21 protein-coding genes are annotated in these 25,257 nt (G+C 33.2%); 11 read left to right on the top strand and 10 right to left on the bottom strand.

The annotated features are described in order from the left end of the window. The first annotated feature begins 1 nt into the window (after nt 1). The 5 genes from Q0Q96_RS11345 (at nt 2) to Q0Q96_RS11325 (ending at nt 5,270) form a co-directional block, all read left to right on the top strand. Nucleotides 2-1,888: a M1 family metallopeptidase gene (locus Q0Q96_RS11345; RefSeq protein ID WP_293875444.1), complete on the top strand. Its 1,887-nt coding sequence runs from the start codon at nt 2-4 to the stop codon at nt 1,886-1,888. A gap of 69 nt (nt 1,889-1,957) precedes the next feature. Next, the gene (locus Q0Q96_RS11340; protein WP_293875442.1) at nt 1,958-2,368 is read left to right on the top strand and encodes a hypothetical protein; all 411 of its coding nucleotides are present in this window, start codon (nt 1,958-1,960) and stop codon (nt 2,366-2,368) included. Between the two features lie 2 nt (nt 2,369-2,370). Continuing rightward, nucleotides 2,371-2,766 (top strand): ribonuclease P protein component, encoded by a 396-nt coding sequence (rnpA, locus tag Q0Q96_RS11335; protein ID WP_293875440.1) that lies wholly within the window; start codon nt 2,371-2,373, stop codon nt 2,764-2,766. Nucleotides 2,767-2,818: 52 nt separating this feature from the next. Further along, complete coding sequence (locus Q0Q96_RS11330; protein ID WP_293875438.1) at nt 2,819-4,456, top strand: S41 family peptidase; 1,638 nt, start codon at nt 2,819-2,821, stop codon at nt 4,454-4,456. Between the two features lies 1 nt (nt 4,457). After that, nucleotides 4,458-5,270: an OmpA family protein gene (locus Q0Q96_RS11325; protein ID WP_293875436.1), complete on the top strand. Its 813-nt coding sequence runs from the start codon at nt 4,458-4,460 to the stop codon at nt 5,268-5,270. On the opposite strand, the gene Q0Q96_RS11320 is transcribed toward Q0Q96_RS11325, so the two are convergent. The 4 genes from Q0Q96_RS11320 to Q0Q96_RS11305 form a co-directional block, all read right to left on the bottom strand. Beyond that, a complete protein-coding gene (locus Q0Q96_RS11320) occupies nt 5,267-5,713 on the bottom strand; it encodes a GNAT family N-acetyltransferase (RefSeq protein WP_293875434.1) in 447 nt (148 codons plus the stop codon). The genes Q0Q96_RS11325 and Q0Q96_RS11320 overlap by 4 nt on opposite strands. A 7-nt stretch (nt 5,714-5,720) precedes the next feature. Beyond that, nucleotides 5,721-6,692, bottom strand: coding sequence for a DUF4837 family protein (locus tag Q0Q96_RS11315; RefSeq protein ID WP_293875432.1), 972 nt, complete (start codon nt 6,690-6,692; stop codon nt 5,721-5,723). A 38-nt stretch (nt 6,693-6,730) separates the two neighbouring features. Continuing rightward, nucleotides 6,731-8,977, bottom strand: a complete 2,247-nt coding sequence (locus Q0Q96_RS11310) for a LysM peptidoglycan-binding domain-containing protein (RefSeq protein ID WP_293875430.1) — start codon at nt 8,975-8,977, stop codon at nt 6,731-6,733. Between the two features lie 100 nt (nt 8,978-9,077). Continuing rightward, on the bottom strand, nt 9,078-10,265 hold the full coding sequence (locus Q0Q96_RS11305; RefSeq protein WP_293875428.1) for a phosphoglycerate kinase: 1,188 nt from the start codon (nt 10,263-10,265) through the stop codon (nt 9,078-9,080). 230 nt (nt 10,266-10,495) lie between these two features. Between Q0Q96_RS11305 and Q0Q96_RS11300 the strand changes: the two genes are divergently transcribed. The 4 genes from Q0Q96_RS11300 to Q0Q96_RS12290 all read left to right on the top strand — a co-directional run bounded on the left by Q0Q96_RS11300 (nt 10,496) and on the right by Q0Q96_RS12290 (nt 12,706). Continuing rightward, entirely contained in the window at nt 10,496-11,647 is a 1,152-nt protein-coding gene (locus Q0Q96_RS11300; RefSeq protein ID WP_293875426.1) for a DNA polymerase III subunit delta', read from the top strand. A gap of 2 nt (nt 11,648-11,649) precedes the next feature. After that, on the top strand, nt 11,650-12,036 hold the full coding sequence (locus Q0Q96_RS11295) for a DoxX family protein (protein WP_293875424.1): 387 nt from the start codon (nt 11,650-11,652) through the stop codon (nt 12,034-12,036). Nucleotides 12,037-12,081: 45 nt separating this feature from the next. Further along, the gene (locus Q0Q96_RS11290; protein ID WP_293875422.1) at nt 12,082-12,216 is read left to right on the top strand and encodes a nucleotidyltransferase domain-containing protein; all 135 of its coding nucleotides are present in this window, start codon (nt 12,082-12,084) and stop codon (nt 12,214-12,216) included. 358 nt (nt 12,217-12,574) lie between these two features. Then, entirely contained in the window at nt 12,575-12,706 is a 132-nt protein-coding gene (locus tag Q0Q96_RS12290) for a HepT-like ribonuclease domain-containing protein (protein ID WP_366069203.1), read from the top strand. Between the two features lie 3 nt (nt 12,707-12,709). On the opposite strand, the gene Q0Q96_RS11285 is transcribed toward Q0Q96_RS12290, so the two are convergent. The 6 genes from Q0Q96_RS11285 to Q0Q96_RS11260 form a co-directional block, all read right to left on the bottom strand. After that, a complete protein-coding gene (locus Q0Q96_RS11285) occupies nt 12,710-14,977 on the bottom strand; it encodes a helix-turn-helix domain-containing protein (protein WP_293875420.1) in 2,268 nt (755 codons plus the stop codon). 93 nt (nt 14,978-15,070) lie between these two features. Continuing rightward, the gene (locus Q0Q96_RS11280; protein WP_293875418.1) at nt 15,071-15,640 is read right to left on the bottom strand and encodes an OmpH family outer membrane protein; all 570 of its coding nucleotides are present in this window, start codon (nt 15,638-15,640) and stop codon (nt 15,071-15,073) included. Nucleotides 15,641-15,881: 241 nt separating this feature from the next. Then, a complete protein-coding gene (locus Q0Q96_RS11275) occupies nt 15,882-16,727 on the bottom strand; it encodes a class I SAM-dependent methyltransferase (protein ID WP_293875416.1) in 846 nt (281 codons plus the stop codon). Nucleotides 16,728-16,841: 114 nt separating this feature from the next. Then, complete coding sequence (gene mnmG / locus Q0Q96_RS11270; RefSeq protein ID WP_293875414.1) at nt 16,842-18,713, bottom strand: tRNA uridine-5-carboxymethylaminomethyl(34) synthesis enzyme MnmG; 1,872 nt, start codon at nt 18,711-18,713, stop codon at nt 16,842-16,844. A 1-nt stretch (nt 18,714) separates the two neighbouring features. Then, nucleotides 18,715-19,137, bottom strand: a complete 423-nt coding sequence (ybeY, locus tag Q0Q96_RS11265) for an rRNA maturation RNase YbeY (protein WP_293875412.1) — start codon at nt 19,135-19,137, stop codon at nt 18,715-18,717. Further along, a complete protein-coding gene (locus tag Q0Q96_RS11260; RefSeq protein ID WP_293875411.1) occupies nt 19,134-22,493 on the bottom strand; it encodes a DUF4175 family protein in 3,360 nt (1,119 codons plus the stop codon). Before Q0Q96_RS11260 ends, ybeY begins: the two co-directional genes overlap by 4 nt. Nucleotides 22,494-22,626: 133 nt before the next feature. Between Q0Q96_RS11260 and Q0Q96_RS11255 the strand changes: the two genes are divergently transcribed. Together Q0Q96_RS11255 and gltX are read left to right on the top strand one after the other, a co-directional pair. After that, entirely contained in the window at nt 22,627-23,658 is a 1,032-nt protein-coding gene (locus Q0Q96_RS11255; protein ID WP_293875410.1) for an alkane 1-monooxygenase, read from the top strand. A 56-nt stretch (nt 23,659-23,714) separates the two neighbouring features. Next, nucleotides 23,715-25,232, top strand: coding sequence for a glutamate--tRNA ligase (gltX, locus tag Q0Q96_RS11250; protein WP_293875408.1), 1,518 nt, complete (start codon nt 23,715-23,717; stop codon nt 25,230-25,232). Nucleotides 25,233-25,257 lie beyond the last annotated feature (25 nt).

Raw genomic sequence — 25,257 nt, 5'->3', positions numbered from 1 at the left:
AATGTTAAAACCTGTTTTTTGTTTTCTTTCAATAATTTTTTTTGGCTTTGTTTCCGCACAAAACAATCGCTATTGGCAACAACATGTCAATTACAAAATAGAGGTGACGATGGATGTCAAGAACTATCAGTATAAAGGCAAACAGAAATTGGTTTATACTAACAATTCGTCTGATACCTTGCGCCGTGTTTTTTACCATTTGTACAACAATGCTTTTCAACCAGGAAGCGAAATGGATATACGTGCTCAAACCATTATTGACCCAGATGCAAGATTTGTCATCAAAACAAAAACTAGTGACGGCAAAGAAATAAAAGAAAGTCGCATAGCCAAGTTGCAGCCAGATGAAATTGGTTACTTAAAAATTTCCAACTTCAAACAAGATGGCGTTATAGCAATTGCCATAGAAGTAGGAACCATTCTAGAAGTAACGTTGGCAAAACCAATTCTTCCCGGAAAATCAACGACATTCACATTAGATTTTGATGGACAAGTCCCATTACAAATTCGTCGTTCTGGTCGTAATAACAAAGAAGGTGTTGCACTTTCGATGGCACAATGGTATCCAAAAATAGCCGAATTTGATTTTGAAGGTTGGCATGCCGATCCTTATATCGCGAGAGAATTTTACGGTGTTTGGGGTGATTTTGATGTCAATATTACTATTGACAAAGACTATGTTCTCGGCGGTAGCGGATATTTGAAAAACAATAACGAGATTGGTTATGGCTATGAAGACCAAGGCAAGCAAGTAACGAGAGATTCTAATGCAAAAACATTAACGTGGCACTTTGTCGCACCAAATGTGCACGACTTTACTTGGGCTGCCGATAAAAATTATATCCACGATGTTATCAAAGGACCAAATGGAGTAGACCTGCATTTTATTTATCTTTATAATCCAAAAATTATTGATAACTGGAAAAAACTTGAGCCAATAATGGTGCGAGTAATGGATTTTTTCAATAAAACTGTGGGCACTTATCCCTATAAACAGTACTCTTTTATTCAGGGAGGAGATGGCGGAATGGAATATGCAATGTGTACGCTCATGCTGGGCAACGGAACCTTAAGCGGAATGCTGAATACGGCGCCGCATGAACTGGCACATTCGTGGTTTCAGCATGTTTTAGCATCCAATGAATCTAAACATCCATGGATGGATGAAGGTTTTGCAAGTTATATTGAAGATTTGGTGCTCTATGAACTAGCGGATAAAAAAGTTGAAAATCCATTTGAAGGTTCCTATAAAACATACGTAAAGTTGTATGAATCTGGGAAAGAACAACCGCTTTCTACCCATGGTGATCGTTATGATGAAAACAGAAGTTACAGCATCGCTGCCTATGTGAAAGGCGAACTATTCCTGACACAATTGGAATACTTATTAGGAAAAGATAACTTGCTGAAAACATTAAAAAGATATTATAACGATTTTAAATTTAAACACCCAACGCCAAACAACATCAAGCGCACAGCAGAACGTGTTTCAGGCGCAAACCTCGATTGGTATTTAACAGATTGGACACAAACCACCAATACTATTGATTATGGAATAAAAAAGGTGGAAAGCGCGACCGATGGAGTTCAGAAAACAGGAATTTCGTTGGAACGAATTGGCAGAACGCCGATGCCGATAGACTTATTGGTTGAATATACCGATGGTACAAAAGAGAATTTCTACATTCCGTTGCGAATGATGAGCTTTGAAAAAGAAAATCCAACACCTGATATTAAACGAACTATTTTACCAGATTGGGCATGGGCAAATCCAAATTATTTTTTCGAAATTAAAAGACCCAAAGCAGACCTAAAAAAAATTACCATTGACCCAAGCGGATTAATGGCGGATATAAAGTTAGAGAATAATGTTTTTGAAGTGAAATAATAGGCAATCTAGGTGTAACTCTTTTTTTTCGAATAGAATTTGTAGATTTACCGCAAATATTTTTTCATTATGAAATTCCTGAATGTTTTTTTTCTTTTAATTGCTTTAAACTTTGGGGTTCAAAAAAGCTACGGGCAACCTATACGCTTTCAAGCTAGTAGCGTTAGTTTTACAGACAAAAAAGAAGACGGAAGTTGGAACGAATGGTCTGATTTTGCGCCTGCCAACGTTTTGATAACCCTTAATGCCAAAAAAGATTTAATTACCATTAATTCCTCTGAAGTACAGTCCTTCAAAATCAAAGCCTATGGTGAAATTACAGATAATGCCGAGGTAAATATTGTTCCGTTTGAATGTGTTAATAATAACTCTTCAAAATGTAATATTATAATCATTACCAAAAAAAAAGAAGACAATAGAGTACAGTTTTACATTACTTACAATGATGTGAAATATGTTTACAACATCTACGCCAAGTAGCAATGGCTTTTTCTTATCCAAAAATAGAAAAACTAAAGAGTAAAAAAAGTATTGATTTGTTGTTCTTAAAAGGCAAATCTGTAAGTAAATATCCGTTGCGATTAGTGTATGTTCAGCATGATTTTGAGGAAGATATTTCACTAAAATTAGGAGTATCTGTATCCAAAAAATATTTTAAAAGTGCTGTCGACAGAAATTATTACAAACGTGTGCTTCGCGAATGTTATCGACTGAACAAACAATTATTAATTCAAAATTTAACCGCAAAATACTGCTTTATGTTTTTTTATCAAACCAGCGAAAAATTACTTTATCCAGAAATAGACGAAAAAACAATACAGCTTTTTGAAAAGTTTAACAACGCAATTCTGGAGGAAAGAACAGAATCTAAACAGTAACCCTTTTTATTAAAAGTTATTTATTATATTAGTTCACTTGAAATAAAAAATTATGACATCCTTCATGAAAAAAAGATATTTTATTCCCGCCATTTTGAGCATTTTTCTCTTAATTGGCGTAAGTTTTAAAGACGATTTCTTCGAGATTTCTAAACAAATAGAAATCTTCACTACCTTATACAAAACCATAAATCAGAACTATGTTGACGAGACCAATCCTGCAGAGTTAATGGACAAAGCGATTAAAAGTATGCTAGCCGATTTAGATCCGTATACGAATTATTTTAACGAGCAAGATGTAATCAAATTCAAAATAAACAATACGGGAGAATACACAGGAATTGGAGCTATGATTACCCGAAAAGAAGACCGCCTTATTGTTAAAGAACCTTACAAAGGTTTACCTGCTGACAAAGCGGGATTGAAAGCTGGTGATGAAATTACTCAAATTGGTGATGTGCTTTTAGCCGATTTTAAAGATGACGCTTCACAATTGATGAAAGGTGCTAAAGGCACTAAAATTTACATTAAATATGTGCGTCAAGGAAAGTTGCTTTCCACTCAATTAGTTCTTGATGAAGTTGCCGTAAAAGCTGTTCCGTTTTTTGGAAAAGTTGATGATAAAACCGGGTATATTGTTTTGTCACAGTTTAATCAAAAAGCATCAACAGAAACCAGAGAAGCTCTAGAATCCTTGAAAGCAGACGGTGCTACACAAATTATTCTTGACTTGCGTGGAAATCCAGGAGGATTATTGAATGAAGCCGTAAATATTTGCAATCTTTTTGTGCCAAAAGGGGAAACTATTGTAACTACAAAATCCAAAAATTCTAAATATAACAATACCAACAAAACCAATCGTGAACCTATAGATATCGAAATTCCATTAATTGTCATTGTAGATGGAAAAAGTGCTTCGGCTTCTGAAATTGTTTCGGGTGCTTTGCAAGATTTAGACCGAGCCGTAATTGTAGGTAGTAGAAGTTTTGGAAAAGGATTGGTGCAAAGACCTTTTGACATGACCTATGGAACACAAGTTAAAGTAACTATTTCGCGCTACTACACGCCATCGGGAAGATGTATTCAAGCACTGAATTATGCGCACAAAGATAAAACGGGAAAAGCCATCAGAGTAGAAGAAAAAAATTATAACGCGTTCAAAACCAAAAAAGGACGGACTGTTTATGATGGTGGTGGCATTTTGCCCGATGTAGTTTTAGAAAACACAAAAACAAGCACCATTGCGGAAGCTTTGCAGAAAAATGATGGTATTTTTAATTATGCCACCTACTATTACTATAAAAATACAGCGCTAGGCGATAAAATTCCAACTATAACAGATGCTGATATTATTGATTTCAAAGCGTTCTTAAAACGCGAAAAAATAGCCTTTGATACCGAAACCGAAGTTGCCTTAAAAAGCACTTTAGAAAAAGCAAAAAAAGAAAATGTTGATACCGCTATTACTTCTGAATACCAACAATTATTGACTGCTCTAGAAAAAAGCGAAGAAACGTTAATTGACAAAAATCAAAAAGAGATCAAGAATTTATTGTTGGATGAAATCATTAAAAGATTCCAATACAAAGAAGGTTTGTACCGATATTACATCAAAAGTAATTTTGAGATTAAAAAAGCCATTGAGGTTTTAAACGACAAACAACAGTACAATAGGATTTTAAAAATTTAAAATGAAGTTTCTAAAGTATTTGCCACTGCTTTTTTTTGGTTTTCTTCAAGCACAGGAAGAAGTAGTTCATTCAGTATATTTTGAATTCGACAAATTTTCTTTGAATGAAAAAGAAGTCAATGAAGCTATTGATTTTATCAAAAAAACCGATTCTACTCGCATCGAATCTGTTCAGATTTTTGGTTACACTGACGATGTTGGTAAAGAAGCTTATAACTTTAAACTTTCTACAAAACGTGCTTCCGCTATAAAAGACAAATTTGTTCAAAACAGTATTAAAAGTAAAATTATTGTAACGATTGAAGGCAAAGGAAGAATTTTGATAGAAGATGATATGGTAGAAAATCTTCCCGAAAAACGTTCTAAAAATCGTCGTGTTGATATTGTTGTCAATCTAAAACCGTTGCCAAAAATTCAAATCACGGGGTTTTACAGCACCGTTCAAAAGCATCACATTATTGGCGATCATATTTATTTAGAAAATATTTTATTTGACAGAGGGAGCAGCAAATTACTTTTTAAATCAAAAACAGAATTAGACAAAATTTCAAAATTACTGATAAAGTATAAAACCCTTCAGTTTGAGGTTCAAGGTCATGTTTGTTGTACGCCACCATATCAAAAAGAAGCTATAGATTTGGATACTAGAAAACGCCAGTTATCTATAAATAGAGCAGAATCGGTTTATAAATATTTGATCTTTAAGAAAATATCCAAAGACCGCATGACTTTCAAAGGTTATGGCAACACGGTTCCGCTTGGCAAAGGAGCTGATTATGACCGAAGAGTAGAATTGGTTATCACGAAGATTTAGATTTTTTTCATTTCAATGTGGGGAATATCATCTTCTAAATAAGTTTCACTTGTTTGAATAAATCCATGACTCTCATAGAAGTTTTTTAGATGCAATTGAGCCGAAATGGTGATTTTTGTTTCACCAAGCTGATGTTTCATAAAATAAATTGCTTCTCGCATTAAAATATGTCCAAGTTTTTTGTCTCTGTAACTTGGTTTCACTACAACGCGACCAATGGATGCTTCTTCAAAATAATCTTTAGGTTTAAATAACCTAGCATAAACAACTATTTGTTCGGTGTCTTCTCCGATAAGGTGCAACGCTTTTTGATCTTTGTTATCAATGTCTTGATAGATGCAGTTTTGTTCCACTACAAAGACCTCGCTTCTCAATTGAAGCACATTGTATAATTCAGCGGTAGTTAGTGCTTCAAATCGTCTTATTTTCCATTCTAAATTCATGCGCTTTTTATTTTTTTATTTGAATAGATTTTATAATCGATTCTAATTCAAACATTAAATCACGTTTTTCTTTTGAAGGTGCATAACAAAACCCTTCTAAAATTAGGAGTCTTCTATTGGCATTATCAAAAATAACATAATTAATAAACGGTCCCGACATAAAATCATTTTTCATCTGCCAGGTTCCTTTGGTTTCAAATGTTGTGTTTCCAGCTAACTTTGTTACTGAAAAATAAGGTGAATACGCTTCTTCTGTTATCATTTTTGTTCCCGCTACAGAACCGTGAATGTATAATTTTCCTATGGAATCTCTAACTTTTAAAACATCGGGCACAGCATAATTGGGACGAATGCTTTTCCAAGGGATTTGATAAATAATAAGACTGGTATTGCCGCCGATAATTTCGCTTTTTATCCAAATAAAGTTTTTTTTCCGCATTACATATTCGTATTTCGAAGGAATAAGCAAATCGATATTAAATTTCTTTTTTATTTTTTGGCTGTTGAGCAAGGAGTCTTTGAATATTTTTTGATTGTGTGTAATTTCGATTGCTCTCATTTTTTGAATAATGATAGGTGCATTTTTTTCAAGAATTTCTATTATTTCGATAGAGTTTTTTCCTGAAATATGAAAGGAATTCTGTGGTGAAGTAAACTCGTTTTGTTTTATTTCGAATTTAGTTTCATTGTCTTTTTTAACAATGATGATGTTACGTGTGTCGGTGGAAAATCCTTCAAAAAGTTTTACTGGATACTGATTAATGTTAAAAAGAGGTTCTTCTTGAGGAAGTCCTAAAACAGGAGAAGCAAATTTATTTCTTACACTGTCACCAACTTCACCGTTCCAAAGCTGGTCATCAATAATCACGGCAATGGTATTTATAGCGGCAGATGATTTTTCTTGAGAATTGTCTTTTTTAAAAGCACAAGAAATCAGGAAAGACGTACTAAAAAGGCATAAAAAAAGGGTTTTATTCATGACAGAAGTAAAACCCAAATTTATAGAAGATTTTTGGATTAACCGTTAATTTTTAATTTCATCCCTGCTTTTAAACTTTCGTTTTTAATTCCGTTCCATTTTTTCAAATCTGAAATGGATACGCCTGGATATTTTTTGGCAATGCTAAATAAGGAATCTCCTTTTTTGACGTGGTATAATTTTATTTCGTTTTTATCATTAACTGCTATATTATCTTTTTTGGAAGTTGAATTTTTATTTTCTGAAGAGATGATGTATTTTTTGCCAACAATCAGTTTGGTGCCATATTTAATGGTATTGTCATCCATTTTATTCCAATCTTTGATATCGGATACAGAAACATCATATTTTTTTGCAATACTTCCTAAACTTTCTCCTCTATCAACCACATGTTCTGTGATTTTTACTTCGGGTTTGTGCGAAGCTTCTGTTGCTTGGACTTCGTCATTACTAACCAATGCTAGTTTTGAACCTAGTTCAACGTTTAAGTCAATAAGATTATTCCATTTTTTCAGGTCTTCTAAACTAACGTTGAATTTTTTTGCAATGCTAAATAAATTATCACCTCTTTGAACTTCATAAAAATCGCTCTGTTTAGAACTTGATGATAAGCTTGTCTCAATATCATTTTTATCTGCTTTTACTTCTCTTCTAAACGTGGTAACTATTCGTTCGTTTTTGATGATTTTCAAACTTTTCCCTTTAGTAAGAGTAGTACCTTTGATGTGATTCCATTTTTTTACTTCGGCAACGGTAACTCCATATTTATCTGAAATTTCTCCAAGATTTTCGCCTCTTTTCACTTTATGAAATTTCGTAACATTTTTATACGAAATTACTTTTTCATCTTTAAAAACTTTAGCTGTATTTGATGCAATTGCTGATGTCTCTTTTACTGCAATAGTATCTGGTTTTATAATTTTTTTTACTTTTACTGCTACAACTTCACTGGTGTAAATTTTTAATTTTTTACCCATTGGCGCTTTATTATTTCGCAAATGATTCCATTTTTTTAGCTCAACCATTGTAATGCCATACTTGTCTGAAATCTCACTTAAACTGTCACCTCGTCGCACTTTATGGTATTTAATTTTTGTGATTTTCCTATCGTTTACGGAGTAATTTGAATCGCTAACAGCAACCAAACTTTCATAAGGTCGCTCTCTTTTATTTGCATCATACTGTACAAAGGCGTAAATCTTATCTTCATTTGAGGTAAATACAGCCACTTTGTTAATTGGCAATCTCAAGTAATGCTTCTCATTAGACATAAAAGGAACTTCGTCTCTTTTGTATGAAGGATTTAAAAATTGCAATTCCGCCACAGGAACATCCAACAAATCTGAAATTTGTTTAAATGTCATAGCTTTTTTTATCATTATTGTGTCGGTTGCAAAATGATTGGCAATAGCTCTATCTGGTTTTATGCCATGTTCTTTGTGGTATTCAAAAATATACATTGTTGCTAAAAAAGCAGGTAAATATCCTTGCGTTTCCTTTGGCAAATATTTTCTAATGTTCCAATAATTTTGTTTTCCTCCTGAGCGTCTAATCGCTTTGGCAACATTTCCTGGTCCAGAATTGTAAGCCGCTAATACTAAATCCCAATCACCAAAAATATTGTACATATTGGTCATGTATTGAGTGGCTGCATTGCTGGCTTTTATTGGGTCGCTTCTGTCATCAACATACGAGTTAATGTTTAAGTCATATTGTTTTCCTGTTTGGTACATAAATTGCCACAATCCTGTTGCGCCAACTCTGGAAACGGCTCTTGGATTTAATGCTGATTCTACCACAGCTAAATATTTTATTTCTAAAGGAATGTTCTTGGCAGCTAATGATTCCTCAAACATTGGAAAATAAAATTGAGATAATCCCATTAATCTTTCGAATGTTTTTTTTCTGTTTTTTAAAAATGATTTAATTACATTTTCTAAACCAACATTATATTCTATATTGAATGGAGATTTCTCATCCATTTTCTTTAATCTTTCTTTTAAAAGTGCTGTTGGTAATTCGTAATCGACTTTTTCGTCAACATTAATGTTTTTAATATCGGTTGATAAATCATTGTATAAATTAAGGCTAACCATTTCTTTCATCCACAAACTGTCAATGCACGAGGCAAGGTTGTCGTGAACAAAGCTAGCTTTGATGGAATCTAAAACCTCTCTTCTTGTTAATGGTGCTTTTTTTACAACGGTATCAATAAGAGCCTCTTGCGCAAAAATTGTCGAAGAAACTAGTATTAATGCTAGTGATGTGATTTTTTTTATAGTCATAACTTTATTTATAAAGTGTTTAAATTTAATATTTTTGAAATAGTAAATGTAACCCATTAACAACGTAAATAATTGTTTATTATTATGTTATATTTTAAAATTAATTTAAAATAGCCGCTATACCTGGTAAAATTTTGCCTTCAAGCATTTCCAACATTGCACCGCCACCTGTTGAAACATAACTCATTTTTTCTTCCAACCCGAATTGCTTTACCGCTGCAACCGAATCGCCACCGCCTACAAGCGAAAAAGCTCCTTTTATAGTTGCTTCAGCTATGTAATTTCCTAACTCAATAGTTCCATTAGCAAAATTTTCCATTTCGAAAACGCCCAATGGCCCGTTCCAAAGTATGGTTTTTGAAATCATAATTACTTCTTTGAAATTTTCCAACGATTTTGGACCAGCATCTAAACCTTGCCAACCGTCGGGAATTTTGCTTACATCAACTATTTTTGTTTTGGCATTATTTGAAAAAGAATCCGCTGCAACAACATCAACTGGAATATGAATCTGAACATTTTTTTCTTTGGCTAAACGCAAAATTTCTAAAGCCAATTCTTGTTTGTCATCTTCACAAATAGAACTTCCTATTTTTCCGCCCAATGCTTTTACAAAAGTAAATGTCATTCCTCCGCCAATAATCATGTGATCTACTTTGTCTAAAATATTTTCGATGACCGTAATTTTTGAAGATACTTTTGAACCTCCAAGAACTGCCGTCACGGGTTTCGCCGAATTATTTAAAACACGATTTAAACTTTCAATTTCTTTGGCCAAAAGCAATCCAAAACATTTTTTTTTAGGAAAAAATTTAGCAATTATTGTTGTGGATGCATGTGCCCTGTGTGCTGTGCCAAAGGCGTCATTTACATAAAAATATCCTAAAGAAGCTAATTCTTTAGCAAAATTCTCATCTCCAGCTTCTTCTTGAGCATAAAAGCGAAGATTTTCTAACAATAAAACCTCTCCTTGTTTTAAATTTTTGGCAGCATTTTGAGCAATTTCACCCGTACAGTCTGAAGCAAATTTAACCTTTATCCCTAAAACTTCTGAACATTTTGATACAATATGTTGTAAAGAAAATTGTTCTTCTTTTCCTTTTGGTCTGCCCAAATGAGACATTAAAATTACGCTTCCACCATCAGCAAGAATTGCGTCTATCGTTGGTTTTGCTGCTTCAATTCTAGTGGCATCAGCAACGTGAAAATTTTCATCTAAAGGGACATTAAAATCGACTCTAATTAAAACTTTTTGGTCTTTAAAATTAAAATCTCGAAGTATTTTCATTAGGTATTAGGTAGGTTTGCATACTTGCAAATATAACAAAATTTAAACTCAACGGTTATTTTTGCGCTTTTATCGATTTATTTTAACATTTTTTTTAAGCGATAAGAAGTTTGTTTTCAATTGGATAGTAGTTTTTGCTCTTTTACTTTCACAGAATTACTTTATAATTATGTATTTAAGATGCTATTATTCATCATCTTTTAGTCAAATTTTTCTTCTATATTTGCTTTATGCAGTTTTCAGATATTCTTGGTCAAGATTACATAAAAAATCATCTCGTTAAAAGTGCGGTTTTGGGAAGAATTCCGCATGCGCAATTGTTTGTTGGGCCAGAAGGTTCGGGAACTTTGGCTCTTGCAATCGCTTATGCACAGTTTGTTTTGTGCAACAATATTGGTGCGGAAAATAGTGGCGGTAACGACAGTTGTAATCTAAAATTTCAATCGCTTTCGCATCCTGATTTGCATTTTGTGTTTCCAAATGTGACCAATGATGAAGTAAAATCGAAACCTAAAAGTGCTGATTTTATTGTCGATTGGCGCAAATTTGTATTAGCAAATCCTTATGGTAGTTTGTTTGATTGGTACAAACATTTGGGTGTTCAGAACAAACAAGGTGAGATTAGAGTAGAAGATGCTCAAGACATTTTGAAATCATTGGCATTAAAATCGTTTGAGGGAGGTTATAAAATTATGATTGTTTGGATGGCCGACAAAATGAATATTGCTGCTTCCAACAAGTTATTAAAACTGCTCGAAGAACCACCTGCGAAAACCTTATTTTTATTGGTTACAGAAAATGAAGAAGATATTATTCAAACTATTCGCTCTCGTTGTCAAGCCTTACATTTTGGTGCTTTGCCAGAGGTAGTGATAGCAAAAGCCATGAGAGAAACTTATTTTTTAGACGATTCTTCAGCCTTTAAAGTAGCCCATCAAGCTCAAGGGAATTATAATAAAGCCTTGCATATTGTAAAAAATGACACCGAAGATTTTCCTTTTGAAAGATGGTTTGTAGAATGGGTTAGAGCTGCTTTTAGAGCCAAAGGAAATGCAACCGCTATTCATGATTTGATTTCATGGAGCGAAGAAATTGCAAGTATCGGTCGTGAAGGACAGAAACAGTTTTTAAACTATTGTATTGTTTTTTTCCGGCAAGCATTATTATTGAACTATCAAACTCAAAATTTGGTATACTTTGAACCCACTGTAGAAAAGTTTACTTTAGAAAAATTTGCTCCGTTTGTAAATGGGAGTAATATAAATGCTATTTTTAATGAACTATCTGACGCCGTTTATCATGTAGAAAGGAATGGAAATGCAAAAATAATTTTAACCGATTTATCTATAAAGCTTACTCGATTAATCCATAAAAATGAATAAACATGAATAATTCTGCCTCTGTTTTAGTATTACTGTTTTTAGCTGTTACATTTATTCAATCTGCCTACGACAAAGTATTTGATTGGAATGGTAATGTAGAATGGTTGAAAAGTCATTTTGCCAAGACATCTTTGTTGAAAAATAATGTTCCAATGGCACTAGGGACTATTTTAATTTTGGAACTAATTGCTGGGGTTTTTACGTTGGCTGGGTGTGTACAATTAGTTGTTAACGGCGAGAGAATTTTTGGCTTTTATGGCGCTGTTTTTTCATGTATCACGTTAATTTTGTTGCTTTTAGGACAACGTTTAGCGAAGGATTATGATGGCGCACGAACCATAGCTATCTATTACATTCCAGCAATTTTAGCGGTTTTTTGGTTGAGCTAGTTTTTAGTAAATTATTTTTAGTAATTTTATGTTTTTAAATTTTTGATGAAACTATCTAGTAATGAGATTGATATAATTAAAGATTTCTTTTCAAAACAACCTGTTTTGAAAGCATATCTTTTTGGTTCTTATAGTCGGGGGACTGAAAATGAAAGCAGTGATATTGATTTATTAGTTTAATTAGATTATACGCAACCAATTGGTTTAGAGTTTATCCAAATGCAAATTGATTTACAAAAGTTACTTTCTAAAAAATTAGATCTAGTTTCTGCAAGAGGATTATCAAAATACTTTAAACCTATTTTGGACAAAGAAAAAAAGCTAATTTATTCAAGACAGATTAGGTGACAAAATTCGGCTGCAACATATTTTAGACGCAATTGTTGACATTGAAAATTAAACACAAGACAACGTTTAAAAGGTTTTGTGACTAATTCAATGATGTTAAATGCTTCGTAAGCTTGAAATCCTTGGAGAAGCCAGTAACCGTTTGTCCGAAGAATTATTGCTGAAAAGCGATGACATTTCATGGACTTGAATAATTGGTCTACGTAATCTCGTTATTCATGAATATTTTGGTGTTGATGATTTCACAATTTGGAATGTTATCAAAATAAATTTACCTGAATTGAAGGAGAAAATCATTGTTTTAATTCAGGAAATGAAATAAACTTTACCGAAAACTTGCCTTAAACATTTTCAATTCATCCCAGGTAAATTTATCGCCCATTTGTTCTTTCAATGCGTTCAGAGATTCTTCGTTATACCCTTTAAAAACTATAGACAGTTCCTGAATTTTATCTTCGGTTAAAACATCTGAAATTAAAATGGTTTTAGCCTCAATAAGTTTAACTAAATGACCACTAATAGTTTGGGTTGTGAGTTTTCGAATGGCAGCAATTTCTTTAATAGAATTTTTTGCTTGCCACAATTCATAGGTTTCTTGAACGGTTGTTTTTTTGGGTTCTTTACTAGTTTTTTTCTTTTTAGTGTAGCGTTCCAAATCGACTTCATCTTCTATTAAAGTGACATTTAGATTTTTAAACTCCTCTCGAATAACCTCAAGTTTTCTAATTTTGTAATACTTTATTTCCTCTGACGACAATTTTTCTTTAGAAATTTTTTCGCCTTTTACTACAATTTCTGTAAGCAATTTAGCCTTCATCAATCGCAATACGGCTTTAATTTGAGCGGTTTCTAAAACTACCAGTTCATCATGAAATGCTTTTACTTGTTTGATTCTAATTACTTCTTCAAGTTTCCACAAGATTTCATAGACTAAACTATCCATAGGTTGCAGAAAATAGCTGTACGCAGCCTGAATTCTTTCGTTTATAAATTTAAAATCTACCTCATCAGTAGTAAAAAGTTTGTTTAACTGTGCAATAAATTTTTGGGACGCCTCCAATAAATTTTCTACGGTTTCTGTTTGTTTTTTTGCCCATGCGGCATGTTTTGATTTTGCAGATAATTCTGAATTTTCATTATAACTAAATTGATGATTGCGCCATTCTTGCGCCAAATCTGTCCAATCAAAACTGGATTTCAAATAATTATAAATATAGCTTTGGGTTTCTTGTTTCAACGAATTTTCTAAAAAGGCTTCACTGGCTTTATTTTCAGCGTATTGCATTACGTCTTGATCGCTAGAAATACCATTCATTTGCAACGGCGAAAGCAAAACCAATCCGTTTAACGATCGCAATCTAGAGAGTGCCACATAGGCTTGACCAGGAAGAAAAACCTGCGAAACATCGAGCGCAGCTTTGTCAAAAGTTAGTCCTTGACTTTTGTGAACGGTTATTGCCCAAGCTAATTTTATAGGATAATGGGTAAAGGTTCCCAATACATCTTCACTTATTTCTTTAGTTTTTTCATCTACAAAATAGCGTATGTTTTGCCACTCATACCGCTCTACTTCGATGGTTTTGTTTTCTTCTGGAAAATGAACGAGGATTTCTTCATCTGAAAGTGATTTAATAATGCCCATTTTTCCGTTGAAATAATTTTTGTCAAACGACAAATCATTTTTAATAAACATGACTTGTGCTCCAATCTTGAGTTCTAATGTTTCTTCAAGCGGATAAATTTTATCTGGAAAATCATTTACAATCATTGCCTTGTATGTTTTAGATTTCCCTTGCAAATCATGAAGAGATTGCGCGTTTATAGTGTCCGCTTTAGCGTTGTGTGTAGTCAATGTAATAAAGCCTTGGTTCGCTTTTAAATCAAATTTAGGTTGCACAAACTGGTTAAGAGTTTGAATATCACTAGGTGAAATCTGATTGTTTCTTAAGTTGTTTAAAACAGCAATGAACTTCTCATCCGTTTGACGGAAAATTTTAGATAATTCAATGTACAGCGGTGGATTTTGCTGAATAACTTGAGCATGAAAAAAGAATTTCCCTTTGTAATAATTTCGCAGAGTTCGCCATTCTTCGTCCCTAATTATTGGAGGTAATTGCATTAAATCACCAATAAAAAGTACTTGAACACCACCAAAAGGTTGGTTTTTTTTCCGAACAGATTGCAACATAAAATCAATAGCATCCATCAGGTCCGCGCGCAACATACTTACTTCGTCGATGATCAGCAATTCCATATTTTGAATTACCGCTTTCTTGATACCGCTCATTCTAAAATGTCTGCGTAAAGTTGCTTTAGTTTCAAATCTTGAATTATCAGAAAATTGAGGGGAAGAATTATCGGGAATAAATCCACCAAAAGGCAACTGAAACATAGAATGAATGGTTACTCCACCGGCATTCAAAGCTGCAATTCCGGTAGGCGCAACAACCACACAATTTTTATGTGTGGAAGCAATTATTTCTTTGAGAAGTGTGGTTTTCCCAGTTCCTGCCTTTCCGGTCAAGAATACAGAACGATTGGTTTGATTAATAAATAACAAGACATAGTCTGCTTCGGCTGAGACTTTTTGCACGGCTTATATTTTAAAAAAAAAGTGTTGTTATTTAGGTCAAAACAAAAAAAATGTCTTCAGTTAAAGACATTTTGTAATTTTAAGAACAACCGATTATTTTTTTTCTTCCCTTGTAGTTGTTTCTTTTTTACCAGTTGCTTTGTATTTGTCGTTGATCATCTTGATAATTTCTTTTGAAATATCATAATTGTCTTTTGCGAATAAAATAGAAGGCGAGGCATCTCCTGAACCATAAATGTAGTCGTAGCCTTTTTCTTTACCGTAAGTTTTGATTAATTTTCTGTAATTTTTAACTAACGAATCCATTTCAACGGCACTTTCTTGTTGTAGTTGCTGAAGCATTCCTTGCTGCGCATAGTTTAGTCGTTGCTCTGTTTGTTGTAATTCTGAACCCTTTTTTTGTGCCCAATCTTGACCGTTTTTTTGTGCGTTGTCTTTAAAACTAGCAGCTTCCTTTTTAAACCTTGCTACTTCTTGTTCTAATTGGCTACCCATTACTTTAGACTTGTCTTTGTATTTTGCTTCAATAACTTTGGCCTCTGCAGACTCTTCCATTAATTTTGAAGTGTCAATATAAGCTGTTTTAAATTCTTTTGCAGATGCTGGTTTATTGCATGACATTATTGAAATAGCCAGTGCAAAAAGGATTACTATATTTTTCATTATTCGAATAAAATTTAATTTCGATTTCAAAAGTATAAAAATAAATGCAATATTCTAATGTTAAAAATGTAGTGATAAGAAATTCCAAATTATAATTAACAACTATTAATAAAATTAAATCAATAAGGATTTACTATTAATTATGGCTTTATATAAAAGCATTTAAGCTGATTTTTGCTTTTTAACAAGGTAACTTGTACTTAATGTTTTTTTAATTAATATTTACTTGTTTTTTTGAATTTTACTTGTTTTTTATGATGTAAATGTGTGAAGAGAACTCTTTACTTCGTTTTGCTGATAGATTAGATTTCCATCCAACAAAAAAAGCTTTGAGATAATTCATATTACCTGTTTTATATTTTTCAGATAAAAGACTCACATAAAAACTATCAAATTTCATAGGTAACACTTCCGCTAATTTCATCTCTTTTTCTGTGAATAATTTTTGGATTGCTGTTTTTGAAAAATGCCAAATGTGTCTTGGGACATCGTATGCTGCCCAAAATTTTCCATAGTAAGTAGCGTCGAACGATTTAAAATTGGGAACTGCAATAAAAATCACCCCGTTTGGTTTTAATAACCGTTTCAGTTCTAATAAATAATCATTTAAATTTGGAACGTGTTCTAGAACATGCCACATCGTAATAATGTCAAAGGAATGGTTTTCTAAATCGGATAAATTCTCGGCAAAATAAACTCCTTTACGAATTGCTGTTGCCCTTGCTTTTTCACTGGGTTCTATTCCTGTTGTTTGCCATCCATCTTTTTTTGCAACAACGAGAAAATCGCCAGTTCCCGCTCCAATATCTAAAAGGGATCCTACTGATGCTTGAGCATTAATTAATTTCACTTTGCTTTTAAGCGCACTACTTTTTATCAAATGATAGATTTTTTCAAATAAAGAACGTTTGCCATCAGTATGCGAAATGTAATCATCGCTTTCATAATAACGTGATAATTTATCCAAATCTGGCTTAGGAAAAGTGATTAATAAATCATACTCTGGATTGTGATGCAATTCAAAAATTTCTTTTGAAACCGAGTAGTCCTTTACTTTTTTAAAAAAAATATTGTTTTGAAAACTCATATGAAGGCTTTATTTGGGGGACTTAACAAAATTCGTTTCACGTGGAACAAAATATTTACGATTGCTGATTGAAGCTATCAGATAGCAGAATTATTAATTCATAGATCTAAAATTCTATCGTCCCATATAAATTAGTAAAATGGATACATCAGCAGGAGATACCCCGCTGATTCTTGATGCTTGTGAAATGGTTATAGGACGAATGGAGCTTAACTTTTGCTTTGCTTCTATCGACATTGATTTAATTTTTTGGTAATCAAAATTTTCTGGTATTTTTATATCTTCTAATCGTATTAATTTTTCGGCATTATTTCTTTCTTTTTCGATATAACCGGAATATTTTACTTGAATTTCGGCTTGCTCAATGATTTCTTTATCTAAATCATTATTTGATACATATTCGGAAACTTTTTCGAATTTTAAAAAATCATCTAGCACGATTTGTGGTCTTGAAAACACTTTAAACATCTTATCAGATTGAATCATTGGCGCGCTGTCTTTGGCTTCCAAAATTGGATTGGCTTCCTCTGATGTAACACTAGTTTGTTTAAAAAACTGAACCATTTTTTCACTTTCATTAAATTTATGCTCCATTCTTAGTAAGCGTTTTTCGCTCACCAAACCTATTTCAAATGCTTTTGGTGTTAGCCTAAAATCTGCATTGTCTTGTCGTAGCAAAGTTCTAAATTCTGCTCTTGATGTAAACATGCGGTATGGTTCATCGGTTCCTTTAGTAATTAAGTCATCAATCAAGACTCCGATATAAGCTTCGTCTCGACGCAATATCATTGGTTCTTGTTCTTTTACTTTTAACGCTGCGTTAATTCCTGCCATTATACCTTGTGAAGCCGCTTCTTCATACCCAGTTGTACCGTTGATTTGACCAGCAAAATACAGACCATCTACTATTTTAGTTTCTAAAGTGTGTTTAAGTTGTGTCGGAGGAAAATAATCATACTCTATAGCATATCCAGGTCGGAAAAACTTAACTTTTTCAAATCCTTTTACTGAGCGCAGTGCTTTAAACTGAATATCCTCTGGCAACGACGTTGAAAACCCATTTACATAAACCTCTACGGTATTCCAACCTTCAGGTTCAACAAATAATTGATGTCGTTCTTTATCTGCAAATCGATTTATTTTATCTTCAATAGAAGGACAGTAGCGCGGACCCATACTTTTGATTCGCCCATTAAACATAGGCGATCGATCGAAGCCTTCTCGAAGAATATTATGCACCTCATTTGACGTATACGTCATGTGACATAGTTTTTGACGAGTCAAAGGTTGCGTTTCATCGGAATATGAAAATTTGTCAGGAAACAGATCCCCTGCTTCTTCAATCATTTTTGTATAATCTAAAGAACGACCGTCAACTCTTGGCGGTGTTCCCGTTTTCATTCTGCCCGCTTCAAAACCGAGCTTAACTAAATCTTCTGTTATTCCATAGGAAGCACTTTCACCAGCTCTACCACCACCGAATTGTTTCTCACCAATATGAATTAATCCGTTTAAAAAAGTTCCATTAGTCAGCACAACAGTTTTAGCTTTTATTTCTATTCCAAGTGCAGTTACAACTCCTTCAATCTTATTATTGTTTATCAAAAGTCCTTTAACCATTTCTTGATAAAAATCAAGATTGGGTGTTTTTTCTAGTCGCAGTCGCCATTCTTCAGAAAAACGCATTCTATCAGACTGAACCCTAGGCGACCACATAGCTGGTCCTTTTGATTTGTTCAACATTTTAAACTGTACTGCTGTAATATCTGAGATTATTCCAGAATAACCCCCAAGCGCATCTATTTCACGGACAATTTGACCTTTAGCGATTCCTCCTATAGCTGGATTGCATGACATTTGAGCTATGTTTTGTAAACTCATAGTAACTAATAAGGTGCTACACCCTAAATTGGCTGCTGCTGCTGCCGCTTCACAGCCCGCATGACCTGCCCCAACCACTATGACATCATATCGTTCTAAAAACATTTTAATTTTGTTTCACGTGGAACATCTTCATTTTTTCATCTTCTTTTTGACGCATAATAATTTCGTCTTGCTCACTTTTATCTTTATATCCGCATAAGTGCAACAGCCCGTGAATAAGAACTCTTTTTAACTCATCATCAAATGAAACCTTAAAATCTGATGCGTTCTCCTGGACTCTTTCAACAGAAATGAAAATATCTCCCTGTAACTTATTTCCTATTGAATAGTCGAAACTAATAATGTCTGTTAAAGTATCGTGTGATAAATATTTGTTGTTTAATTTCAGTAAATAATAGTCATCACAAAAGATATAGTTAAGCTCACCTTCCGTTTTTGATTCAGAAATAATGACATTGGACAACCAGTCTGAATAAAGCTCTTCGTCTACTAATTTATAGTCAAACTCGTAATTAAAATTAATCATTGTATTTTAAAATATGCTTGAACCTTTTGAGTAAAATTAGAGCGCAAAGGTAAACTTTGTCTGTTTAAAATTTCAATACTATTCAAATATTCTTGAAGCTTTTCTGGAAGAGGAGCTGCTAGATTGTTAAATTCTTTCTTATTTGTTTCAGATTGACGTTTTTTGTCTTCACCTTGTTGCTGCACAGCTTTTTCTAATTTTAATAATTCATATTTTACGTTTAAAATCTTTTGAAGCGTTTCATTGTTAAAACCCTTATTGAGTAATTGTTTCTCAATTTGCTTCATTTGATCTAAAGTGTTTTGACCATTGCCGCCAAGACCCTGTTTTTTCAGCTCATTTTCCAAGGCTTCTCGTAATTGTTGTTGTTCTTTATAAATCTCCATGATGTTTTTTGAATCTCCTTCTCCATCTTGCCCATTTTCTCCACCTTTTTGATTTCCTTGCCCTTTTCCGCCATCACCTTTACCATCGTCCTTACCGCCGCTTCCCTTATGGCCTTGCTGCCCTTGCCCTTCTTTTTCGCCCTGACCTTCACCTGATTTTTCACCTTTATTCATTCCTTTTTTTATTTTTTCTCCTAGGCCTTCCTGCTTTTTGATAATGTCGGGCAATTGCATTCCTTGACCCTGACCCTTACCTGGTTTTGGCTTTCCTGCGCCCGATCCTGACATTTCCATCTGCATTCCATTTAAAATATCACTCAACATATCTGCTAATTTATTGGACGAGGAAACGGCATATTGCTGGTATGAATTACCTTTAGAAACATTGGCTTCGGCTAAAGTTTCGATTGATTTGTCTACATTATATTGAACATTTCCTATTTCTTTAGTAATATCTTCAGCTATTTTTGGATTACGTAACGACATAGCAAATAAACTGTCGTCAACATGTTTGAATTGTTGCTTTAAATCTTGCTGTATTTTCAAATTTTTATTAAATGATGGCGCTCCGCGTTTGAGGCTCCTAAATTGTTTCATTACATCCTCTTCAGAAAAAGAAAATGCCAAGAGATTGTCCAAAATCTGTCTTAACATGGCAACATCTTCTTCCATTTGCTCTTTGTCATCGGATGCCATTTGTTCTTGCATCTTTTGACTCATTTGCTTCATTTTTTTTGATGCACTTTTCTGTTTTGGTTTAGCTTTTTCTTTTTGTTCTTTTTGAAGTTGTTCTTTTGCCTCTTTTAAATCTTCATCGATGCTTTTCTCTTTCTCTTCTGTTTTAGGCAAATCCATCGGAACTTTTAATTCTTTGTTTTCTTTTTGTAATTCTTTTAGTTCTTCCTGCAGTTTGTCAAATTCTTTATTTATTTCATTTTGCTTTTCAGCGTTATTCTCGTCTGTTTTATCAGCTAATTTGTCTTGCTTATCAGCAAGTTTATTTAACTTATCGGCAACTTGTTGTGCTTTTTTTTCTACATAATACCGTTTGGTAAGTTCTACTAATTGTTCCAAACTTTTGGTTTGGTTTTTACTAGCTTGCTGAAATTTTTCCATTTTTTCAAACAATTCTTCTTTGCTAATTTTGTCATTCAATTTTTGAAGTACATCAAGCAATTTTTTGTTTTTTTCTAATTCATCTTTCGCTTTCTCTAATCTATCCTGCAGCAAATCTTTCTTTTCGTCTTTTTTTTCTGTTTTAAATTTATCCAGGTTGTCTTTCATCTTTTCTGAAAAGTTTTTCATTACTTCATCTTGTTGTTTTTGACGCTGAATGAAATCGTTTACTTTCTGCTGATCTTTGTATTCCAAATTATCTTTTTCTTTACTCATTTTCTGCAGCTTATCCATTTCTGAAAGTTGCTTGTCTTGCGTCTTTAAGGATTTTGACATGGCATTTATATTCTCATTTTGCTGTTGCATCATTTCGTCTTGCTTTTCAGTTTCTGTTGAAATCCTATTGCTGAAAACCGAAGATTTGGTGCTTTTATAGTTATGAAAAGCATCGTTATCAAAAACCTCAAAATAATATTCGTAAGATATCCCTTCTTCAACAGGAAGATTGCCCGGGAACGAAAACACAAACTGGTCAAAGACCTCTTTCTTTACAGGGATAGTTGCTTTTTTTGAAACGTTAGGAGTGTTTTTTGGATAGTACACAATTTGCAATTTAGACAAACCATAATCATCTGAAACCTGACCTAAAACAACGCTTTTATTAATCTTTAAACTATCAGGAGCATTATTGACAGTAATCGTTGGGAACTGATCTTTTATTACAGAAATTTGATAATTTAATTTCTCGTAATTCTGAATTTTTGTATTAGAAGTTAGAATTTGATAATCAACATTTTGAACTATGTTTTTAGACAATGAAAATACATTGTCTTGTTTGGCAAAAGTAAATCGTGAATTTTCGTTCACCCAATCCACTTTTTGTGTGGCTAAAGTATTTATGCGCCATGTTACTTGAGTTCCTTCTGGAACAATGGCGTTTCCAGTTCCTTTGACAACTTCTGACTTTTTATTTAAATAATTTGGAAAATTCAGTACCATTTCAAAATTAGAAATTGACGGAACAGTAATAACCTTTAACTCATAATCATGGGAAGAAACGGCATTCGCCTCAATATGAAAATCTAAATTTTCTGTAGGTTTAGGAATAACAAATTCAAATTCTCCCGTTTTATTGCTTTCCATAAAATAGCTTTCATTGCCAATGAAAATCATAGCATTTTCTGGAACAACTTTACCTATGGTTCTTACCTTCAAAAGGAAATCCTTGTTTTGCTCTGTCTGTAAATTGGCGTTCAAAACCACAAATACAAATGGTGCTGGCGGTAAAAATTGCTGCTTAAAATTAACGACTCTATTCAAACTTTGCGAAATCATACTGCTGTTTCCGGAAAGATAGAAAAATGCAAAAAACAGTACGGGAACTATCGCTAGTGGTAAATATTTCTTGTTATTTCGTAAGTTAATAGCGTTTCCAAAAGGGATGGGTTGCAATGCATTTGCTTTTTGATTAATGGATGCCAATAGCAATTCAGACTCATTTTTATCTTGAGAAAGTTGGAGAAAATTGATTAGTTTGTCACTAACTTCGTTGAAATGGTTTCCAATAATGGTGGAAGCTTCTTTGTAATCTATTCCTTTTTGAAGTTTAAATAATTTGAATAATGGAAAAAAGATAAAACGAACCAAAAGAAAAACTTCCACAATAACAAACGTGCAAAACAAAAATGTTCTTGCCGCAGGTTTAAGCCAAAGAAAGTACTCCACAAATAAGGTGAAAATAAAATATATCAACCCTAATCCGACAAACAAAAGTACTCCGCGGATTAATTCATTAGTATAAAATTTCTTTATAAAATCTTCTAACTTTTGATATATAATGTGTGAATTCTCCAATTTTTGCAGTTTATTTTTTATAACCGTTAAATGTACACTTTTTACCGAATAACAAAGCGTTAAAAATTTGCCAATCATTTATATTTTTATTTCTTAAAAACTTCAGTAAATTTAGACCATAAATACATTGATTATGAAATATTTATTGGCTTATTGCGTTCCGTTTATAGCAATAATAGGGATTTATTTTGGTGGTTACTGGAGTTTTTCTGGGGTAGTCTTTGCATTTGTTTTGATTCCATTTTTAGAGCTTATTTTGCCTAGAAACGAAAAAAACTATTCGGCTGATGAAATTGATAATAGGCTCAAAAATGGTTTTTTTGACCTTCTACTGTACCTAAATGTAGTTATAGTTTATGGCAGTTTGTTATATGTTTTGATAGTAAAAACTAATAAGAATCTTTCGAATTCAGAAATTATTGGTATAATAGTAAGTTTAGGAATCATACTTGGCTCAAACGGAATAAATGTTGCGCACGAACTGGGTCACCGAGAAAAATTGTATGAACGAATGTTGGGGAAATTGCTTTTGATTCCATCGCATTACACTCATTTTTTTATCGAACATAATCATGGTCATCACGTGCATGTTTCAACACCGCAAGATCCATCAACCGCAAAAATTAATCAATCGCTTTACGCATTTTGGATTCAAACGATTTGCGGAACCTATATTAAAGCGTGGCAAATACAGAAGAAATTAAATCAAAATGAAAATCGTTCTTTTTTTTCTTTAAAAAATGATATGATGTGGTTTACTTTAATTCAAATTACGTATCTTATTTTGATTTACTTTTCCTTCGGAATTTTGTCCTTTACAATCGTTTTATCAGCAGGTATAATAGGTTTTCTGTTATTAGAAACCATCAATTATATAGAACATTACGGTTTAAAAAGAAATCTTTTACCTTCTGGACGTTACGAGCGTGTAAGTGAAAAACACTCATGGAATTCCAATCATATTTTAGGTAGAATTATGTTGTATGAACTTACGCGGCACAGCGACCATCATTATAAATCACAAAAGAAATTTCAAGTTTTAGAATATCATTTCGTTTCGCCACAAATGCCCTATGGTTATCCCACAAGTATGGTCTTGTCTTTAGTTCCACCGCTTTGGTTTGCGGTGATGAACAAAAGAATTCCATCCGAAATGAAAACCTAAAATTATAAACTTCTGACACCAAACTTCTGATTATCTTTGCACCAAATTTTAATAAAATGTCAAGACCTGTTCGAGTTCGTTTTGCGCCAAGTCCAACTGGACCATTGCATATTGGTGGTGTTCGTACTGCTTTATTTAATTATTTGTTTGCCAAAAAAAATGATGGTGTTTTCTATTTAAGAATAGAAGATACAGACCAAAATCGTTTTATCCCAGGAGCCGAACAATACATTTTTGAGGCATTGGAATGGTTAGGTATTGCTCCCAGCGAAACCATTGGAAAGAATGAAAAATTTGGACCCTACCGTCAATCCGAACGAAAAGATATATACAAAAAATATGCTCTTCAATTGATAGATTCTGGTTGGGCATATTATGCTTTTGATACCCCTGAAGCTTTGGATTTATGCAGAAAACAGCACGAAGAACAAGGAAAAACATTTATCTACAATTGGCACAATCGCGAAAAACTAGATACTTCGTTACTAATTTCAAAAGAAGAAACTGAAAAAAGAATTGCAGCTGGTGAAGATTATGTAATCCGATTTAAAACCCCTGTAAATGAAAGATTGGATTTGCACGACATTATTCGTGACGATATTCATTTCGAGACCAATCTTCTTGACGACAAAGTTTTGTTTAAAAGCGACGGAATGCCAACGTATCATTTGGCGAATATTGTTGATGATCATTTAATGGAAACTTCGCATGTTATTCGCGGCGAAGAATGGTTGCCATCAATGCCGCTGCACTATTTGTTATACAAAGCTTTTGGTTGGGAAGCGCCAAAATTTGCGCATCTTCCGTTGATTTTAAAACCTGTTGGTAACGGAAAACTCTCCAAGCGAGATGGTGATAAATTAGGTTTTCCAGTATTTCCTTTAGAGTGGAAAAGCGATGAAGTCATATCGTCTGGGTATAGAGAAAAAGGTTTTTTCCCAGAAGCTGTAATAAACTTTTTGGCATTATTGGGGTGGAATGACGGAACAGAACAAGAATTATTTTCGTTAGAAGAACTAATAGAAAAATTTGACTTAAACAGAGTTCATAAATCCGGAGCCAAATTTGATCCCGATAAAAACAACTGGTTTAATCATCAGTATTTGCAAAAGCAAAGCGACGAGAGTTTGGCAGAATTGTTTAAGAAGGATTTGTTAAATAGAAGCACTTCGACTGCGCTCACTGTGACAGATGTAAAATTGACAAGAATCGTTTCCTTAATAAAAGAACGCGCCAATTTTGTCTCAGAGTTTTGGGAAATGAGTAATTTCTTTTTTGAACCGCCGACCTCTTATGATGAAAAAGCAGCAAAAAACTGGAAAGAAGACGCGCCAGAATTAATGAAACTATTAATAGAAGTTTTAAAATCTATCGATTATTTCACTTCAATAAACATTGAAAATGTTGTAAAAAAATGGATGACTGAAAACGAAATTGGAATGGGAAAAGTAATGCAGCCGTTCCGTTTGAGTTTGGTTGGTGCTTTGAAAGGACCTCATCTTTTTGATATTGTAGAACTGATTGGCAAAGATGAAACTATAACTCGATTAGAAACAGCAATCGTACGATTATAAGATAAAAGTACAATTGCGTTGTGTG

The sequence above is a fragment of the Flavobacterium sp. genome (assembly GCF_025352015.1).
Taxonomy (GTDB): Bacteria; Bacteroidota; Bacteroidia; order Flavobacteriales; family Flavobacteriaceae; genus Flavobacterium.
Note: the sequence above shows the minus strand (reverse complement) of the source record. Positions and strands in the feature narration are given on the sequence as shown.

Coding starts and splice junctions, on each gene's coding strand:
- Q0Q96_RS11275 (WP_293875416.1), bottom strand. CDS start 16,727: ATGAGTTTTCAAAACAATATTTTTTTTAAAAAAGTAAAGGACTACTCG.
- Q0Q96_RS11310 (WP_293875430.1), bottom strand. CDS start 8,977: ATGACTATAAAAAAAATCACATCACTAGCATTAATACTAGTTTCTTCG.
- Q0Q96_RS11300 (WP_293875426.1), top strand. CDS start 10,496: ATGCAGTTTTCAGATATTCTTGGTCAAGATTACATAAAAAATCATCTC.
- Q0Q96_RS11330 (WP_293875438.1), top strand. CDS start 2,819: ATGACATCCTTCATGAAAAAAAGATATTTTATTCCCGCCATTTTGAGC.
- Q0Q96_RS11315 (WP_293875432.1), bottom strand. CDS start 6,692: ATGAATAAAACCCTTTTTTTATGCCTTTTTAGTACGTCTTTCCTGATT.
- Q0Q96_RS11345 (WP_293875444.1), top strand. CDS start 2: ATGTTAAAACCTGTTTTTTGTTTTCTTTCAATAATTTTTTTTGGCTTT.
- Q0Q96_RS11255 (WP_293875410.1), top strand. CDS start 22,627: ATGAAATATTTATTGGCTTATTGCGTTCCGTTTATAGCAATAATAGGG.
- gltX (WP_293875408.1), top strand. CDS start 23,715: ATGTCAAGACCTGTTCGAGTTCGTTTTGCGCCAAGTCCAACTGGACCA.
- Q0Q96_RS11295 (WP_293875424.1), top strand. CDS start 11,650: ATGAATAATTCTGCCTCTGTTTTAGTATTACTGTTTTTAGCTGTTACA.
- rnpA (WP_293875440.1), top strand. CDS start 2,371: ATGGCTTTTTCTTATCCAAAAATAGAAAAACTAAAGAGTAAAAAAAGT.
- Q0Q96_RS11320 (WP_293875434.1), bottom strand. CDS start 5,713: ATGAATTTAGAATGGAAAATAAGACGATTTGAAGCACTAACTACCGCT.
- mnmG (WP_293875414.1), bottom strand. CDS start 18,713: ATGTTTTTAGAACGATATGATGTCATAGTGGTTGGGGCAGGTCATGCG.
- Q0Q96_RS11305 (WP_293875428.1), bottom strand. CDS start 10,265: ATGAAAATACTTCGAGATTTTAATTTTAAAGACCAAAAAGTTTTAATT.
- Q0Q96_RS11280 (WP_293875418.1), bottom strand. CDS start 15,640: ATGAAAAATATAGTAATCCTTTTTGCACTGGCTATTTCAATAATGTCA.
- ybeY (WP_293875412.1), bottom strand. CDS start 19,137: ATGATTAATTTTAATTACGAGTTTGACTATAAATTAGTAGACGAAGAG.
- Q0Q96_RS11325 (WP_293875436.1), top strand. CDS start 4,458: ATGAAGTTTCTAAAGTATTTGCCACTGCTTTTTTTTGGTTTTCTTCAA.
- Q0Q96_RS11340 (WP_293875442.1), top strand. CDS start 1,958: ATGAAATTCCTGAATGTTTTTTTTCTTTTAATTGCTTTAAACTTTGGG.
- Q0Q96_RS11290 (WP_293875422.1), top strand. CDS start 12,082: ATGAAACTATCTAGTAATGAGATTGATATAATTAAAGATTTCTTTTCA.